Annotated in this window: 13 protein-coding genes, 8 tRNA genes and 1 pseudogene; 6 read left to right on the forward strand and 16 right to left on the reverse strand. The window is 57.5% G+C overall.

Annotation, left to right across the window (positions count from 1 at the left end):
- A pseudogene (locus PSV43_RS16900) lies at positions 1-204 on the forward strand (amidohydrolase); the annotation flags it as partial.
- A gap of 2 nt (positions 205-206) precedes the next feature.
- Here the strand turns inward: PSV43_RS16900 and PSV43_RS16905 are convergent.
- A complete protein-coding gene (locus PSV43_RS16905; RefSeq protein WP_300199938.1) occupies positions 207-599 on the reverse strand; it encodes a DUF4339 domain-containing protein in 393 nt (130 codons plus the stop codon).
- A 67-nt stretch (positions 600-666) separates the two neighbouring features.
- On the opposite strand from PSV43_RS16905, the gene PSV43_RS16910 reads away from it, so the two are divergent.
- Positions 667-1,473, forward strand: coding sequence for an amidohydrolase family protein (locus PSV43_RS16910; protein WP_300199941.1), 807 nt, complete (start codon positions 667-669; stop codon positions 1,471-1,473).
- A gap of 130 nt (positions 1,474-1,603) precedes the next feature.
- Positions 1,604-2,521 (forward strand): sugar phosphate isomerase/epimerase family protein, encoded by a 918-nt coding sequence (locus PSV43_RS16915; protein ID WP_300199944.1) that lies wholly within the window; start codon positions 1,604-1,606, stop codon positions 2,519-2,521.
- 133 nt (positions 2,522-2,654) lie between these two features.
- On the opposite strand, the gene PSV43_RS16920 is transcribed toward PSV43_RS16915, so the two are convergent.
- The 12 genes from PSV43_RS16920 to PSV43_RS16975 form a co-directional block, all read right to left on the reverse strand.
- Positions 2,655-3,185: an HNH endonuclease gene (locus PSV43_RS16920; RefSeq protein WP_300199947.1), complete on the reverse strand. Its 531-nt coding sequence runs from the start codon at positions 3,183-3,185 to the stop codon at positions 2,655-2,657.
- 243 nt (positions 3,186-3,428) lie between these two features.
- The gene (locus PSV43_RS16925) at positions 3,429-4,013 is read right to left on the reverse strand and encodes an HNH endonuclease (protein ID WP_300199950.1); all 585 of its coding nucleotides are present in this window, start codon (positions 4,011-4,013) and stop codon (positions 3,429-3,431) included.
- A gap of 21 nt (positions 4,014-4,034) precedes the next feature.
- The gene (locus PSV43_RS16930) at positions 4,035-5,453 is read right to left on the reverse strand and encodes an RtcB family protein (RefSeq protein WP_300199953.1); all 1,419 of its coding nucleotides are present in this window, start codon (positions 5,451-5,453) and stop codon (positions 4,035-4,037) included.
- A 130-nt stretch (positions 5,454-5,583) separates the two neighbouring features.
- Positions 5,584-6,360: a nucleotidyltransferase domain-containing protein gene (locus tag PSV43_RS16935; RefSeq protein ID WP_300199956.1), complete on the reverse strand. Its 777-nt coding sequence runs from the start codon at positions 6,358-6,360 to the stop codon at positions 5,584-5,586.
- 89 nt (positions 6,361-6,449) lie between these two features.
- Positions 6,450-7,340, reverse strand: a complete 891-nt coding sequence (locus PSV43_RS16940; RefSeq protein WP_300199959.1) for a hypothetical protein — start codon at positions 7,338-7,340, stop codon at positions 6,450-6,452.
- 23 nt (positions 7,341-7,363) lie between these two features.
- Positions 7,364-7,440 (reverse strand) — tRNA-Glu (locus tag PSV43_RS16945).
- Between the two features lie 115 nt (positions 7,441-7,555).
- Positions 7,556-7,631 (reverse strand) — tRNA-Arg (locus tag PSV43_RS16950).
- An 11-nt stretch (positions 7,632-7,642) separates the two neighbouring features.
- Positions 7,643-7,718 (reverse strand) — tRNA-Arg (locus PSV43_RS16955).
- Positions 7,719-7,724: 6 nt separating this feature from the next.
- Positions 7,725-7,800, reverse strand: a tRNA-Leu gene (locus PSV43_RS16960).
- Positions 7,801-7,807: 7 nt separating this feature from the next.
- Positions 7,808-7,882 (reverse strand) — tRNA-Leu (locus tag PSV43_RS16965).
- An 8-nt stretch (positions 7,883-7,890) separates the two neighbouring features.
- Positions 7,891-7,966, reverse strand: a tRNA-Gln gene (locus PSV43_RS16970).
- Between the two features lie 74 nt (positions 7,967-8,040).
- Positions 8,041-8,116: transfer RNA gene (locus PSV43_RS16975), tRNA-Met, on the reverse strand.
- 811 nt (positions 8,117-8,927) lie between these two features.
- On the opposite strand from PSV43_RS16975, the gene PSV43_RS16980 reads away from it, so the two are divergent.
- Positions 8,928-10,127, forward strand: coding sequence for an MFS transporter (locus PSV43_RS16980; RefSeq protein WP_300199962.1), 1,200 nt, complete (start codon positions 8,928-8,930; stop codon positions 10,125-10,127).
- Positions 10,128-10,632: 505 nt separating this feature from the next.
- Here the strand turns inward: PSV43_RS16980 and PSV43_RS16985 are convergent.
- The 3 genes from PSV43_RS16985 to PSV43_RS16995 all read right to left on the reverse strand — a co-directional run bounded on the left by PSV43_RS16985 (position 10,633) and on the right by PSV43_RS16995 (position 13,602).
- Positions 10,633-10,707, reverse strand: a tRNA-Trp gene (locus tag PSV43_RS16985).
- Between the two features lie 909 nt (positions 10,708-11,616).
- Positions 11,617-12,549, reverse strand: a complete 933-nt coding sequence (locus tag PSV43_RS16990) for a metal ABC transporter substrate-binding protein (protein ID WP_300199965.1) — start codon at positions 12,547-12,549, stop codon at positions 11,617-11,619.
- Positions 12,550-12,606: 57 nt separating this feature from the next.
- Complete coding sequence (locus PSV43_RS16995) at positions 12,607-13,602, reverse strand: A/G-specific adenine glycosylase (protein WP_300199968.1); 996 nt, start codon at positions 13,600-13,602, stop codon at positions 12,607-12,609.
- Positions 13,603-13,717: 115 nt separating this feature from the next.
- On the opposite strand from PSV43_RS16995, the gene rnhC reads away from it, so the two are divergent.
- Positions 13,718-14,647, forward strand: a complete 930-nt coding sequence (gene rnhC, locus PSV43_RS17000; RefSeq protein WP_300199971.1) for a ribonuclease HIII — start codon at positions 13,718-13,720, stop codon at positions 14,645-14,647.
- A gap of 59 nt (positions 14,648-14,706) precedes the next feature.
- Positions 14,707-15,090: an HU family DNA-binding protein gene (locus tag PSV43_RS17005; protein ID WP_300199974.1), complete on the forward strand. Its 384-nt coding sequence runs from the start codon at positions 14,707-14,709 to the stop codon at positions 15,088-15,090.
- Positions 15,091-15,112 lie beyond the last annotated feature (22 nt).

Here is a 15,112-nt window from a genome sequence, read left to right on the forward strand (position 1 = left end):
GCCGGATTCACGGAAATGGCGGTGCGTGAGCTCGGTGCTGCCCGCGTTCTCTACGGCAGCGACTGCGGCGGCCGCAGCTTTGCCAGCCAACTCGCGAAAGTCCACGGTGCGCAGATCAGCGATGCCGATAAACAAAAAATCTTCTGCGACAATCTGCGCGGCCTCATGCTGCCCATCCTTCAAGCCAAAGGCATCAAAGCGTGACGTCAGTCCTTCTTTTTACCGAAGCCAAAAAGGCGTTTCAAGAATCCACCTCTAGGCTTGGCCTCGGAGACTTCAGTGTTCGGGGCGTTCGGCCCGGCCAATCTGCGGCCACCTGAGTCCCGTTTCTCTTTGGCTGGTTTTTGGGCCGGCTCTGGCACAGGTCTGCCTGCCGGAGTCGGCAGCGATGCCGCCCACCATTCAGGTGCCAGCACGGCCACCGTCTGCCAGGCTTCCAGTCCAGGATGCCAGACGAGAGAGTCCGAAACCAGCTTGTTGGCACGGACCATCTCGCTCATGCCTTGGTCATCCATCGGCCCCTCGGCTGCGCCAGCGTTGTTGTAGTACCAGTTCATCGGAATATCCGGCAAGGCTACGCACGCATCAAAACAGCGCAAGGCAGGAGGAAATGCTTTTCACCGCCGCTGAATCGTTCAAACTACCCGAATGAACCGTCGGAATTTCATGCTGAGCTCCAGCGCTGCTCTCGCTGTATCGTCCCTGCGCGCAAAGGAAGAGGTGCAACTAGCCGACTGCCATGTCTATCTGGGTTCAAATCCCTTTCGACAGCTCGGAGCGGAAAACCCCGCAGAATTCATTCAAGGCCTGGCCAGACGCGGCGTGACGGAAGCCTGGGCCGGCGCGTTTGAAGGCCTCTTGCGGCGTGACGTGGCAAATGTAAACCGTGAGCTCGCCCAAGCCTGCCAAAACTCCATTCTCCGTCCCTGCGGCACAGTCAATCTCTCCCTGCCGAACTGGCAGGACGATGTCAAACGCTGTGCCGAAGACCACGGCATGCGCGCGATTCGTCTGCATCCGAACTATCACGGCTATGATTTGAAAGCACCTGCGTTTCGAGAACTGCTCCCCCTCGCTGCGAAGCACCGTCTGCTGGTGCAACTGGTGGCCCAGATGGAGGACGAGCGCACCCAGAACCCCCAGGTACGCGTGGCCCCAGTCGATCTCAAGCCGCTCTCAGGCATCCTGCAGGAAATGAAAGAGTCCCGCATCATGCTGCTCAATGCCAACGCAGCCATGCTGCTCCGCCATTTGCAGGAATGCCCGAACGTATGGAGCGATTTCGCCATGATCGAAGGCGTGGGAGGCGTGGAAACCTTGCTCAAGACCTGGCCGCTGGAGCGGCTCGTATTTGGATCATTCGCCCCCGTGTTCTACTGGGAATCCGCTCGTTTAAAAATGCAGGAATCTGCGCTCAATGCCCCGCAATCCTCAGCCGTACAGTGGCAGAACGCCGCCGCCCTCCTCGCCTGAGATATCCGGCACATTCTGCTTTTATGGGACATTTTCTCAAAAGAACAACGCTTCTGCGGCTGAACTGCTCCTTGCGCTCCAGCACTCTGCATCCATCCATCTTACCCACCCAAATCCCCATCCCCAGACCATGATCAAACTCACCGGTATTGCAGACGAAGCAGGCTCATCCTTGGATGTGCAAATCCAAGCCCATCAAGAACTCGGCTGGGACAGCATCGAGTCACGCGGCGTCGAATTTGACGGCGTGAAGGGCAACCTGCATGAGATCCCGGATGCCACCTTCGACAAAGTGGCCGCTCATCTGGCCGAAAAGAACATGCAGGTCAGCGGCTTCGGCTCACTCATCGGCAACTGGGCCAAAAAAATCACCGACGACTTCAGTGTCACGGAGGCTGAAATCAGCCGCGCCATCCCGCGCATGCAGCGCCTCGGTGCCAAACTGATCCGCGTCATGAGCTACGCCGTCTGCAAAGATGAAGGCGGCAAGGACTTGGAGGAGCAGTTCGCCCCCGAGCGCATCAAGCGTATGAACGAAGTGAACAAGCGCTTCGCCGATGCCGGCCTCACCGTCGTGCATGAAAACTGCATGAACTGGGGCGGCATGAGCCCGACCTACGTGCAGCGCATGGCCGAGGCTGTCCCCGGCATGAAATGGGTCTTTGACACGGGCAACCCCGTCTTTATCGACGACCGCGACAAGCCCGGCCACAAGCAGGACGCCTGGGAAATGTATCAGGCCGTGAAACCCTTCATGGCCCACGTGCACGTCAAAGACGGCATCTGGGACAAGACGAAGAACGACGCCGTTTACACCTTCCCCGGCGAAGGCGAAGGCCAGACCGAGCGCATCATGAAGGACCTCATCGAGACCGGCTACAAGGGCTACATCAGCATCGAGCCTCACGTCGCCGTCGTCTTCCACGGCGCAGGTGCTGCAGATGACCTCTCTCCTGAGCAGAAAGCCAAGGAGCAGTACGACAGCTACATCAAATACGGACGTATGCTGGAGACGATGCTGAAACGTCTCGGTGCCAAGCTGGGCTGAGGCAACGGTCAAGGCGTCAAGGATTCGTCAAGGATTCGTCAAGAGGTCAAGAGTTGTCCGAGGAGCCGTTCCCACTCTCTTGACCGCTTCTTGACGCGCAGCGTCTTGACCATCTCTTGACGGGCGCAGCTCTTCAGACTTCAAACACGCCTGTGCCGCCTGCTAGGAACATCTCCCAGTCGCGCACGCGATGGTGATTTTTGATGAGGTGCGTCACGGGGATCTCGCGTGGCACGGCGGGACGGCGCAGGAGTTTCAGGCCCGCCTCTTCGGGCAGTTTGTTGCCTTTACGGCTGTTCACTTTGCGGTCTGCCAGCACGCAGTTTTCCCAGTTGCTGCCCCCCCCGCGCGAGACGGGAATGATGTGATCAATGTTGCCCTCATGCGGACGCAGCTTGCGCCCGGTGTACTGGCACATGCCGCCATCGCGTTCCCAGATCGCCTTGGCGCAAAATTTGGGGCGGCGCTTGGGCACCTTGTCAAAGCGGGCCAGCACCAGCACGGAAGGCACACGCACGGGACCGTGGACGGTGCCGATGCTGTTGTCACCTTCGCGTACTTCAAGCTTCAGCCAGTCCTCCCAGGTCACAGGCCGCATGTCGCCTGCTTCGTGAATATCGAGCGCAGTCGCATTGCCCGCCGCCATCATACTGAAAGACTCCATGGGCGTTTTAGAGTCGATGGCTTGCCAGTGCCGATTCAGCACCAGTACGGTCGTTTTGGTCAACGTTTCATTCATGCGCAGCTCCTAAGTTGGAATTTCGGCACGAAGGAACTCACACGCACGGTGATCGTTCCTCGATGTTGGACAACTATGCTGGCGAGTCTTGGCCGTTTGCCAAGTGCCAAGATTGTTTCTCATCCCCCAAACAACCAAAATGCCGCCGGGTCACCCCGGCGGCACAGTTCATTTGGCCAGAAACATCTCCCAGTCCCGCACCTGATGCGTGTTGCGGATCAGGTGGGTCACGGGCAGTTCTCGCGGCACTGCAGGTCTTCGCAGCAGCTTCAAACCGGCTTCTTCAGGCAGTTTGCTGCCCTTGCGGCTGTTGACCCGCTTGTCGGCGAGGACGCAGTTGTCCCAAGACGTGGGTCCGCCACGGGAAAGCGGCACGACGTGATCGATGTTCCCTTCGTGCGGCCGCAGCTTGCGCCCGGTGTACTGGCACATGCCGCCGTCGCGCTCCCAGATGCCGCGCACGCCGAACTTGGGCCGTTTTTTTGGCACCTTGTCGAATCGAGCTAGCACCAGCACGGAGGGAACGCGCACCGGCCCGTTCACGGTGCCGATGAGGTTGTCCCTTTCCCGCACCGGGAGCGTGAGCCATTCCTTCCATGTCACGGGACGAATGTTGCCGTCTGTTTCGATGTCGAGTGCTGTCGCAGCGCCGGTGGCGATCATGCTGAAGGCCTCCAGCGGCGTTTTCACGGCGATGGCCTGCCAGTTGCGGTTGAGCACGAGTACGGTGGATTTGGTGAGGAGGTCTTGCATGGCCTCGGGATGTTCATTGGGTTAATCTTCTGCTTTCTCTCCGGCCGGACACATCTTGACGATGCGCGGCTCAAACTTGCCGAGGACTTCGACAAGATCTGTCTGCGCGGCCATGACGGTGTGGATGTCCTTGTAAACACCCGGCACTTCGTCAATACCGGCGCTGAGCAGCTCGACGCCTGCGGCGGCGAGCTGCCGCTTCACGTTGCCCCAGGCAAAACTCTGCTTGGCCTGGCTGCGGCTCATCACACGACCTGCGCCGTGGGAGGCGCTGCAAAGCGACTCGGGCTTCCCCTTGCCACGCACTACGAAGCCGGGCGTTGCCATTGATCCAGGGATCACTCCCAGCACGCCAGCACCTGCCGGCGTGGCACCTTTGCGGTGCACAATGACTTCGCGGGACTCGCCGTTCACCACATGCGTTTCCTTCCATGCGAAGTTGTGGTGGTTCTCAATGTCGAGCATGACATGAGCACCAACCTTCTTCGCGATGTGCTTGTGAATGAGCGCATGGTTCGCCGCTGCGTAGCGGCCCATGAGGTTCATGGCCGTCCAGTATTCCTGACCGGCCTCTTCCTCAAAAGTGAGCCACGCGAGATGCTGCATCTCTTTCGGCAAATCATAGCGTCGATCTGTGGCGATACGGCTGTAGTGCTGGCACACCTGCGCCCCTGCACCGCGTGAACCGCTGTGCGAAAGCAGCGCGATGTACTCGCCCGGCCTGATGTCGTAGCCTGACTCTTTCAACGCGACGGAATCATCGGCCGAAACGGCGAATGAACCGAACTCCACAAAGTGATTGCCCGAGCCGCTGGTGCCGAGCTGCGCCCATGCCTTGTCTTTGTGACGTCGGGTGATAGGAGACACGCTCCAGTCCTCGTCCATCACATCGTGCTGGCGGCGCTGCTTGAACTCACAGCCCATGCCAAAACGGGTTTCGCTTTCAATGATGTTCGCCAGCCGGTCCTTCTGCCCCGCGATGGTGCTTGCCTTGCGGTCATAAACCGTGAGGCGCATGCGACAGGCGATATCCACACCAACGGCATAAGGGATCACACAGCCTTCAGTCGCCAGCACGCCACCGATCGGCAGGCCGTAACCATAGTGAGCATCGGGCATGAGCGCACCAGCCACTGCCACAGGCAGCGCACAGGCGTTCGCCATCTGCTGCACCGCATCGGCATCGAGTCCCGAGCCCCACTGGTGCCAGGGTGCTAACGCATCCCGCTGTTTGTAAGCAGGTGCATAGAGAGCACGCGCAAAAGCTTCGCGCAGCGGATCGCCGAGAAACGCTTCGGGTTTCGAGATGATCCCGCCGAGCTCTTCTTCGAGGCGTGAAGGGTCTCCGCCCTGACGGGTGAAATTCGCGATGAATTCCATGCCCGTCTGGAGCGCTGCGTCCTGAGACACGCCGAGGCGTATGAGGTCTTGAGTTTTCATGAGAGTTGAACTGAACGATTAAAAAATGAGCACGGTCCTCCCGGCAGCGGTGTTCGTTCTTTGGGTGGGTGAATTGCAGCCTGGAAGGAAATGAATTCCCTCCAGGCTGCGGGTTTGAGTGAGGAGCCCGTCAGTTGCTCAGAGCGTAACGCCGGAAGAAGAGATCGAGTTCATCCATGTCGCCCATGGAGTCGTCGTGATCGCTCAAGGCTTTGAGCCTGTGCAGTTCTGTGGCAACGAAGCGCGAGAGCACTTCATCGGGCGCAGACTTGCTGAGTTCATCACCAGCACGCTTGCGGGCAACGAGCGCATCCAGTGCAGCGCGGACTTCGCGTTCTTCGAGCACGGCATCGACCAGCTCTTGAAAGAGCATCGGCACCTGGCCCAACGAACGTTCGATCCAGCGGCAGGCCAGCAACGGGCGGAAGACATAGAGGTACTTTTTCAGGCTGACCTGATCGCGTCCCTCCAGATAGTCACGCCAGTTGCCGTAGGCCATGTTCAGGTAATGCGCGAAGCAGCGACGCGGCGAATAAAACATGCCGGCCAGTTCTTCGAACTCGCGGGTGAAGACCGGATCGTGATGGTACACCACCGGTGACTTCATCCACTCCAGCAAAGGCGGATTGCTTTTGCGCAGCAGGCGAAGAGCCTTGCGCAATTCCCAGCCGCTCACGTCGAGCTCATCGTTCAGAGGCTCTTCGATCACGTCGCGACCGGTCTCGATGGAGAGATACCATTCACGCCGGTGCACGTAGAGGAAGCGGACATCGTAGTCGCTGTCGTGCGAGGCGAAACCCCATGCACGGCTGCCGCTTTCGCAAGCGTAGAGAACACGAACGTTCTTCTCGGCTTCGAGCCGGGTGATCGCTCCGCGAACACGTTCAGATACATCATTGTTTTTCATGGGTTGTTTTCTTTTTCCTTTCTATGGAGTGGGGTCGGCGGAGTTAAAAAGTTGGTCGATCCACAGGGACATGCACCCTGCTGTGCCGGTTAAAAGCCGGCTGCTTCGCTGTCTAAGCTTTGGACCGTGATGGTGCTCACAGCTGGATTTGCGGCTCCTGCCGCTGTGCCAAATCTGCTCCGCACCTCAAGATAACGCGCTATCACGCTTGGGCGCGGCACCCGCACTGGCGACGTTCTCGACATGGTGCTTTTGCTCTTGGCCAACTTGAGCTTTGATGACCGTGTGAAATGACTGAGTTGCCGAGGTAAGAAGACGGATGATCTGCTTACCTCGGCCTCCCAATCACCTTGGAGAGCCTTTTGAATTCGGCGTTCTGCGAGGCGTGCCAGATTTGTCTGGTGTATGTCGGGACCTGCAAGATAGCCGCAGTCGAGAAGTTTTTCGAGCCGATGCCTTCCCTTGGCGGCGAGATATTGGTCCAGCTCCATGATACGAGCCTTTGCTTCTGGATCAAGCAGCCGAACCTCTCGGACATAGTGCCGTTCGATGAACAGCTCGAACAGGTCCTCTCGCAAAATTTTATATGAGAAAGTTTGATCAGGCCTGCCCGGATTCACCAAGATCTTTTGGAAATATTTTTTCCAGTCCTCCGGCCAACCAAGGCGCTTCCAACGATGCTCCCGAATGCAGCAAAGGGCTTGAGTGTTCTCAATCATCTTTCGCACGCGACGCCTTCCGGAGACAAAACTTTTCCTCCAGTGAAAGCGAGGATTGTCGATTGCGTCTAAAATGGTTTTTAGCACGGACAAGTCATGACGGTTTTTTGCTTTCGCAGTCATTCGCCAGTGACGAATCCAGCCCCGCGGAATGGGAGGATCGATCTCCATTGTTTGCCATTCGAGCTTCCATAGCACGCGTCGTTCGCGATCAATCGCCAGCAACTTTTTGTCGCGATGGTATTTGAAATTTCGGTTCATGTTTGTTGTTGAGTTTAAAAGATTGGCAACCCTGGCGGGATTCGAACCCGCAGTTATCCGATAGAAAGTCGGATGTCTTGGCCAGTTAGACGACAGGGTCGTTTGGAAAAAATGGCGGAACGCCGAGGAAATGCTCCTCATGCCGCGCGATGGTGGCACGATCTCGTTAGCAACGAGTCCCGGCGCGTTGGTCCGGTTGACGTTCCGTGTTGAAATGGTACTCCCGGAAGGGCTTTCGCCTCCAACCTCCGCGTTCGAAGCGCGGCGCTCTATACATTGAGCTACGGGAGCATAATGATGATTGGTGTCCCCGGCAGGATTCGCACCTGCGGCCTGCTGATTCGTAATCAGCCACTCTGTCTGCTGAGCTACGGGGACATGAAATGGTGCCTGTGGCGAGAGTTGCACTCACACTGTGCCGGTTTTGAATCGGCTGTCTCTGCTGTTGGACTACACAGGCGTGAAATTGGTACCCATGGCAGGATTCGCACCCGCACTGGACCGCTTCTGAGGCGGTTGTCTCTGCATTGGACTACATGGGCATAAGAACTGGCAGCCTCGGGTGGGTTCGCACCACCAACCCTCCGCTTCAAAGGCGGATGCTCTGCTTATTGAGCTACAAGGCTAAGTGCGCATGGGCGTGGAGCGGGCGGCACGGAATCAATCCGTGGGTGCCAGGCTCACTGCCCCATGCTTGAAATGGTCGGTCCAGCTGGAATTGCACCAGCACCTTCCGGGTTATGAGCCCGACGCTCTGACTGTTAAGCTACAGACCTGTGAAAGTGGTCGGATACCCCGGTGCTGCCCCGGGCTTGTCTTGGTCCCAAACCAAGCGAGTTCGCTGGCTCTCTCGTATCCGATAAATGGTGGACGTGCGCCCCGGACTCGCACCGGGTAATGTGGACTTGCAAACCACTGGCTCGACGACTTCGCCTTGCACACGAATGAAAGGGTTCCCTCAGCCGGTTCTGCCCCGGCACCGCTTCGTTCACAACGAAGAATGCTGCTGTTACACTATGAAGGGAGTTTGAAAAGGGTGCGGCATGTCGGTGCTGCCCCGACGCGCTCTGTTTGGAAGACAGAAATGCTTGCTGTTACATCAATGCCGCATTGAAAGGAGTTGCTGGTTTCAGCTCGTGATGCCGGCAGATGCGAGCGCTGCCAGAACGAACTGAAGCTCATGACTACTTTTCGGAAATGGCCGCTGGAGTTGGTAGCGCGCCAACCTCTGCGGATCTTCAATCCGCCGCTCATCTGTCTGAGCCATCCAGCGTTCTTTCAAAAAATGGTCCCTCGGCGTGGTGACGCTCCACGGTCTTCCGGTTATCGACCGGGTGCTCTGCTGTTGAGCTACTGAGGGAAATGGGCTTCGCCGTCACGCAGGTCAAGACCTGTCAAAAAACATCCGCCTTGAACTTTTGACAACAACTTGACCGCCAAGCGAAAAATGGTCCCCGCACCAGGAGTTGCACCTGGCTGCGGCATGCGTCACATGAGCCGCATGAGCCTTCATTGTGATCAATTAAACGCCTTTGCACGCAGGGAAGTTGTGAGGTGCGATGAGATTTCAGACCATCTTCTGTCATCGTGAAATCCGCATCCTCCACACGCCTCCTGCTAATCATCGCCTATCTCGGCTTCATCAGCCTGGGGTTGCCGGACACAGTCGTCGGCGTGGCATGGCCTTCTGTACGGGATGGATTTGGCAGGCAGCAAGGAGATCTGGCGTGGATTTTCTTCGGCACAGGGGCCAGCTATTTTCTGGCAGGCTTGTTCACCGGGCGTCTGCTGAACAAGCTCGGGATCGGCCTGCTGCTGGCAGGCAGCAGTCTGCTGGTGGCGGTCAGCGGCTTTGGATATGGCACGGCGTCTTTTTGGATCTTGTTTGCCAGTTGCTCTCTGCTGCACGGTCTGGGTTCCGGCGCGATCGACACCGGGCTGAATCACTATGTGGCTCAGCATTTCTCAGCGCGGCACATGAACTGGCTGCATGCCTGCTACAGCATCGGTGCCACACTGGGGCCGCTCATCATGACCACCATGCTGGTGAGTCTGAACTCCTGGCGTGCGGGCTACCTGACGGTGGCCACACTGCTGCTGTTGCTCACTCTGCTGTTTACCTTCACGCGACGGCTCTGGGACGCACCAGCCGAAGCCGGGGTGGAGCTGGAAGCAACAGAGACGACCGCCACTCTCAGCATGCTGGAGACACTGCGCAGCGGAGCCCTGTGGATGCAGATCACGATCTTTTTCATCTACACCGGTCTGGAAGTAACCATGGGGCAGTGGAGTTTCACCCTGCTGACGGAATCCCGCAGCGTGAGCAAAGAAACAGCCGGACTATGGGTCACCCTTTATTGGGCCAGCATCACAGCGGGCCGCATTCTCTTCGGCTTTGTCGTGGATCGGCTGGGCATCGACCGCCTGCTGCGGTTCAGCATGCTGGGCGTAGTCACAGGTCTGGCCCTTTTTGCACTGAATGGTTCGGCCGCGCTTTCTGCTTTGGCGCTATCCCTCACAGGGCTTGGCCTCGCCTCTATTTATCCATGTCTGATGACCCGTACTCCTCAGCGCCTGGGCAAGGCGAGAGCAGCCCACGCCATCGGCTATCAAGTCAGCGCGGCCATGACCGGCGCTGCGTTGTTTCCCAGTGTCTGTGGCTGGCTGGTCCAACACTCCGGTTTGGAAGTGGTGGCAAGCGTGGCACTGGCCATGGGCATCGCGTTGCTAATTCTCCATGAGATGCTGCTGCGTTGGGATGCCAGAAGCGTCAGATCTACTATATAAGTGGCTCCCCAGCGTGGGCTCGCACCACGACGATCGGCGTAACAGGCCGACAGGCTACTTTACCTCACAGGGGAGTTTGAAATGGTGGAGCCGGACGGTAATGCTCCGTCTCTTGCTGGGTGCAGCGCAGGAGCGCGATAGCGCGGAGTCATGCGGTGCGGAGCAGTAGATGAACAGCCGCAGGAGCGGCAAAACAGCCGTGCAGTCTTCTACACTACGGTCCCCTTGAAAATGGCGGTCGAGACGGGTGCTGCCCCCGCTGTCTCCTCCCTGACAAGGAGGCGAGTCTGCTGTTACTCTTCACGACCGAATAAATGGAAGCAGGGGTTGGGGTTGCACCAACCAAGACGGGCTTATGAAACCAGTCAGAGCACTGGCTCTCCCTGCGATTTGAAAAATGGTGCGGCGTCACGGTAATGCTCCGTGCGGGCTCAATGAGCACTGGGGTTACAGTCCAGGCCGCCTCTTTAGCGATCTACCGCCGCGTTCTTAATTTGGAATGAAATGGCACGGCGGGTGGGTACTGCCCCCACATCTTCGGGTTTTGGAGACCCGTGCATTGCTTGTCTGCCACCGCCGTAATGTTTGGTAAAATCTTCCCGTTCTGCCATTCAAGGACACGGAGACGGCCATGCCACTGTACACTCTCCCAAGGTTACACCACCTGTTACCGTGCTCCGCGCCCTTGAATGGCAGATCAGCCTCGTATTGAGGTGATCTGCCAAATAAAGAACGAACACCGCTGCCACGCACGGGATGGAGTGCAGATCACTTCATCGCTGGCGTCGCACCCGCAGGTATTTCACGGCGGATGTTTCGGTGTTTATGGCACACCTCCCGGGGAAGCCGTTTCGTGATGTCAAAATGGGCAATGAATTCCCGTATTCCTCGTCTAAACGTAGGAATATTGCGTATTCGATGGCTGCTTTATTTGACATTCGGAAGGAGGGTGCAAACCTGTCTGCAGGTCTTGCTCTGGCGTCTATAAAACGACTCCTCCGGGAGTCAGCTTGGCTGGCCTTGCCCTGGTGTCCGTTAGCGCGGATGCCGGGGTTTTTCGTGCTGTGGGGAAGCGGTCAGGTGACCGCAGGTTCAATCAGTGTTTTTGGAAAATGGGGGGGGGTGGTGGTTTCGCTGCAAAAGAAAAAGCCCTGCTGCCTTTGTGGGGCGAGCAGGGCTTCCTTCGGAAACTTGGCCTTCGGGGCCTAATGGGGTGTCAAAGCACCCTGCTCGTTTTGTCTCTTTATTGGGAGACTCCAATCTTGTGCTGGATAGGCGGGCATAAAACCAAGACCCAGACCTACACACAAAATCTCTCCCCGACGCGCGGTCAGCGCGATTGAGTTAAGATGTGTCAGGTTGGTTTTCATGGCTTGTATTGAAGGTGCCGAATATTGCCACGGCCCTATAAGGCCGTCAACATAATATTCTACATTTTTCTTATGCGACGAAGTTCCACGTCAGCTTTCATCCCTAAAACTCCAGCATGTTAACGAAACGCGTTTTCCATCGCATCCACATTCGCCTTCATCACAGTCATGAAGTCACCGCTCGCAGGCACGTTGCCGCAGGGATCAAAGACCACGCTCTGAAGGCCAAGAGCGCCTAGCTTCTCGACACTTTCCTTGTTTGGTTCACCCTCCCAAATCATCCACCTTGCACGATGACCGGCGAGGATGCCTTTGAGGTCATTGAGAGCGGTATCATCAAGCACTGTGTCGGGCTCCCAGAGAACGGACTTCAATTCCAACCCATAGCGACGCGCCAGGTAGTGATAGACCGGGTGAGAAGCTACCAGAGGATACTGCACCAGACGACGGCTCAGCGTGCTCATGCGGCCATCCAGAGACGCAAGTTCATCTTTCAGTGCCACGGTGTTCTTGCTGATGCTGTCTTTGGCTGCCGGCACCAGCTTGGCCAGCGCATCGCTCACCGCCTGCACCTGCATGGAGGCCTGCTTGAAATCGATCCAGGTGGTGAATGCGGTGCCATTGTGACTGTGATCGCCGCCGGGGCCGTGGCTATGAGTTGTGGCGTCACGAACTTCTATGAAGTTGTTGGCAAAGGAAGCAGAGGTATCCACGACCTTGGACTCTGGCAGCGTGACTTTATCTGCCCACTTGGAGTAGCCGGCACCGTTCATGAGAATCAGGTCGGCATTTTGAAACGCCGTGATGGCGGCCTCGTCCGGCTGCCAGAAAGCTGGATCTTCATTCTTGGGAGCCAGGAAGCGCACCTCCACGGCATCCCCCGCGATACGCTGCGCAAAGTATTGCAGCGGGTAGTTCCCCACCAGCACCTGCGGCTTGCCGGACTTCGCAGCCGTCGTAGCTGCGGCGGTCTCAGCCGCTTTTTCCGCTGAGGGTTTGCAACCCGCCAGGACGATGGCGAGGAAAGAGAAAAGAAGGGTGCGAGTTTTCATATGAAATGGGGTAATTGCATCTGGTAGGGCATCGGCAGTCAATGGCAAACTGACAATTCAGACACTGAGCTGGAACTCACCGCGCTGGAGTAGATCGTTCAATGCCTTACGATACGGCGCGGGCATAGGCGTGGATTCAAGTTCGGCAAAAGGGATCACCCGATGCGCATCAGGCCATTCACCGATTTGTTCATACGGTTCATGCACCCAAAGCGTGACCTTGTAGCGTGTAATGCCGTATTGCATGCGCAGCAACACAGGCGGTGGTGAATCCTCATGCATGGGAGGCAGTGCAGGCAGTTTCCACAGGCCGGTGCGGCGTTTGCCGGTCTCAAGCTCCAGCAGCACCCCCTCGTTCGTGCGCAAAAAAATGACACGCTCAGTGACCGCAGTGATCTGCTGGCGCGCATTTTTCACGGGCAATGCTTCAGGATCAGTCGCACGGCATTGGGCACGCACCGGACAAAGGTCACAGGCAGGCTTCGTCGGCGTGCAGTGCGTCTGCCCGAGTTCCATGAGCGCCGAGTTCAAGGCCCGTGGGTCATCGGTCGCTTGCACCAGGGCTTTCGAGCGTTCCCACAGCAGCTTCGCACCGGCGGTGGAATCCACCGGCGTGGCATCATTATAGAGGCGCGACAGCACACGGGCGATGTTGCCATCGACGATGGGCTCTGCGAGACCAAAGGCAAAACTGGCCACCGCACCCGCCGTGTAAGGGCCGACACCGGGCAATTCGAGGATGACCGCGTGATCCTGCGGAAACACCCCGCCATGCTGCGCCATCACCTCTTGGGCAAGGCGCTGCAGATTGCGCGCCCGCCTATAGTAGCCGAGGCCCTCCCAAGTTTTCAGCACCTCATCTTCACGCGCAGCCGCCAGCGTCTTGAAATCCGGAAACCGCTCCAGCCAGCGGGCGTAGAACCCACGGCCCAGTACCGTCGCGATCTGCGTCTGCTGCAGCATCACCTCGGAAATAAGGATCGCATATGGATCACGCGTGCGGCGCCAGGGATAATCACGCGCGTTGTGCCCAAACCAGTTCACAAGCTCCATGGTGATAGCATGGTTATCCGGCCTGGCTGTTTGAGATGGCATCGTCCTCTACTTATGAACGATCCGGCGCATTTTTCATGAGTCTTTCGTCACACCTGCGATTAAAATCGCGCCCATGCCAGCCCTGACAAGTTACACTCACGCGCTCACCTCCAGTCAAGCGGACAAGCTGCGCACGCTGCTGGAGGAGCGTGGCTTTGAGTTTCAAACCAAACCCTACTGCCTCTACGCCGCCGCCAAATCAAAGGTGAATGTGTGCGTCTATGAAAAAGGCCCCAAGATCGTTGTGCAGGGCAAGGAGACGGAGGATTTCATCACGAACTTGCTCGAACCCGAGATCTTGGGAGAGGCAAAACTCGGCTACGAAGAAGTGCACAACCCCGAGATGTTTCAGCCTCACATCGGCGTGGACGAAAGCGGCAAGGGCGACTTCTTCGGCCCGCTGGTCATCGCGGGAGTTTATGTCGATGGCGATGTCACACGCCGCCTGCGCGATGTCGGAGCGGTGGACAGCAAACGCATCAGCAGCGACGCGCGCATCTGCAAGATTGCCGCTGACATCCGCAGCATTCCCGGCCTCGCTTGGGAAGTCATCTCCATTCACCCCGAACGGTACAACGAGCTTCACGCCAAATTTGGCAATCTGAACCGTCTTCTGGCCTGGGGGCATGCCCGAATCATCGAAAACCTGCTTGAACGCGTCCCCACCTGCCAGCGGGCCATCTCAGATCAGTTCGCCAATCCCGCCGTGCTGCAACGCGCCATGCAGACCCGTGGCAGAGAAATCGAACTCGTCCAGCGCACCAAAGCAGAAAGCGACCCGGCGGTGGCCGCAGCATCCATTCTTGCACGCGAGGGTTTTTTGAGCTGGCTGAACTCACAGGGCCAGAAGTTTGGCATGGAACTCCCCAAAGGAGTTTCCGAAGGTGTGAAACAAACCGCCGCCAATCTCGTAAAACTGCATGGCAACGACGTTTTGCCGAAGCTGTGCAAAATGCACTTCCGCACCTCTTCTGAGGTTCTTTCACGGATAGTTTCGGATTAGCCCAAATAAACCTACTGACTAAATCGTAGGTAGGGATAATAATTCGACACAGAAATTAGTTGCACCGTGTTAAACGTCTCGCTAGTCACCATATTATGACCACGATCACCAAAAAAGATTTGGTTGCGGAACTCAGCAACGCAACGGGAATCAAGCATGCCGACACACTGGCCATGGTGGAATCCTTTATGGAGTTGGTTTCGAAGAATTTAGCCGAAGGAAACGAAGTGACGCTGCGCACGTTCGGCACCTTCGACCTTCGCGTGGCGCGTGGCAAAATCGGCCGCAACCCAAAGCAGCCAAATTCTGAGGTGATGATTCCTGACCGCTGTGTCGTACGTTTCAAGCCCAGCAAGGAGCTCAAGTCCCGTGTCGCGGCGCTGTCCGTGCAAAAAGTCAACGGCGACCAGTCCATGAATGGCAGCTTGGTGAATGGCAACTAGATCAGTCTGTGCCAGCCACGGC

The sequence above is a fragment of the Prosthecobacter sp. genome, from assembly GCF_029946185.1.
Lineage (GTDB): Bacteria > Verrucomicrobiota > Verrucomicrobiia > Verrucomicrobiales > Verrucomicrobiaceae > Prosthecobacter.

Bases quoted from the DNA above. Each gene is read 5' to 3' on its own strand.
- PSV43_RS16935 (WP_300199956.1), bottom strand. From the start codon at position 6,360: ATGAAAAACAATGATGTATCTGAACGTGTTCGCGGAGCGATCACCCGG.
- PSV43_RS16925 (WP_300199950.1), bottom strand. From the start codon at position 4,013: ATGCAAGACCTCCTCACCAAATCCACCGTACTCGTGCTCAACCGCAAC.
- PSV43_RS16930 (WP_300199953.1), bottom strand. From the start codon at position 5,453: ATGAAAACTCAAGACCTCATACGCCTCGGCGTGTCTCAGGACGCAGCG.
- PSV43_RS16940 (WP_300199959.1), bottom strand. From the start codon at position 7,340: ATGAACCGAAATTTCAAATACCATCGCGACAAAAAGTTGCTGGCGATT.
- PSV43_RS16990 (WP_300199965.1), bottom strand. From the start codon at position 12,549: ATGAAAACTCGCACCCTTCTTTTCTCTTTCCTCGCCATCGTCCTGGCG.
- PSV43_RS16915 (WP_300199944.1), top strand. From the start codon at position 1,604: ATGATCAAACTCACCGGTATTGCAGACGAAGCAGGCTCATCCTTGGAT.
- PSV43_RS16995 (WP_300199968.1), bottom strand. From the start codon at position 13,602: ATGGAGCTTGTGAACTGGTTTGGGCACAACGCGCGTGATTATCCCTGG.
- PSV43_RS16910 (WP_300199941.1), top strand. From the start codon at position 667: ATGCTGAGCTCCAGCGCTGCTCTCGCTGTATCGTCCCTGCGCGCAAAG.
- rnhC (WP_300199971.1), top strand. From the start codon at position 13,718: ATGCCAGCCCTGACAAGTTACACTCACGCGCTCACCTCCAGTCAAGCG.
- PSV43_RS16920 (WP_300199947.1), bottom strand. From the start codon at position 3,185: ATGGAGTCTTTCAGTATGATGGCGGCGGGCAATGCGACTGCGCTCGAT.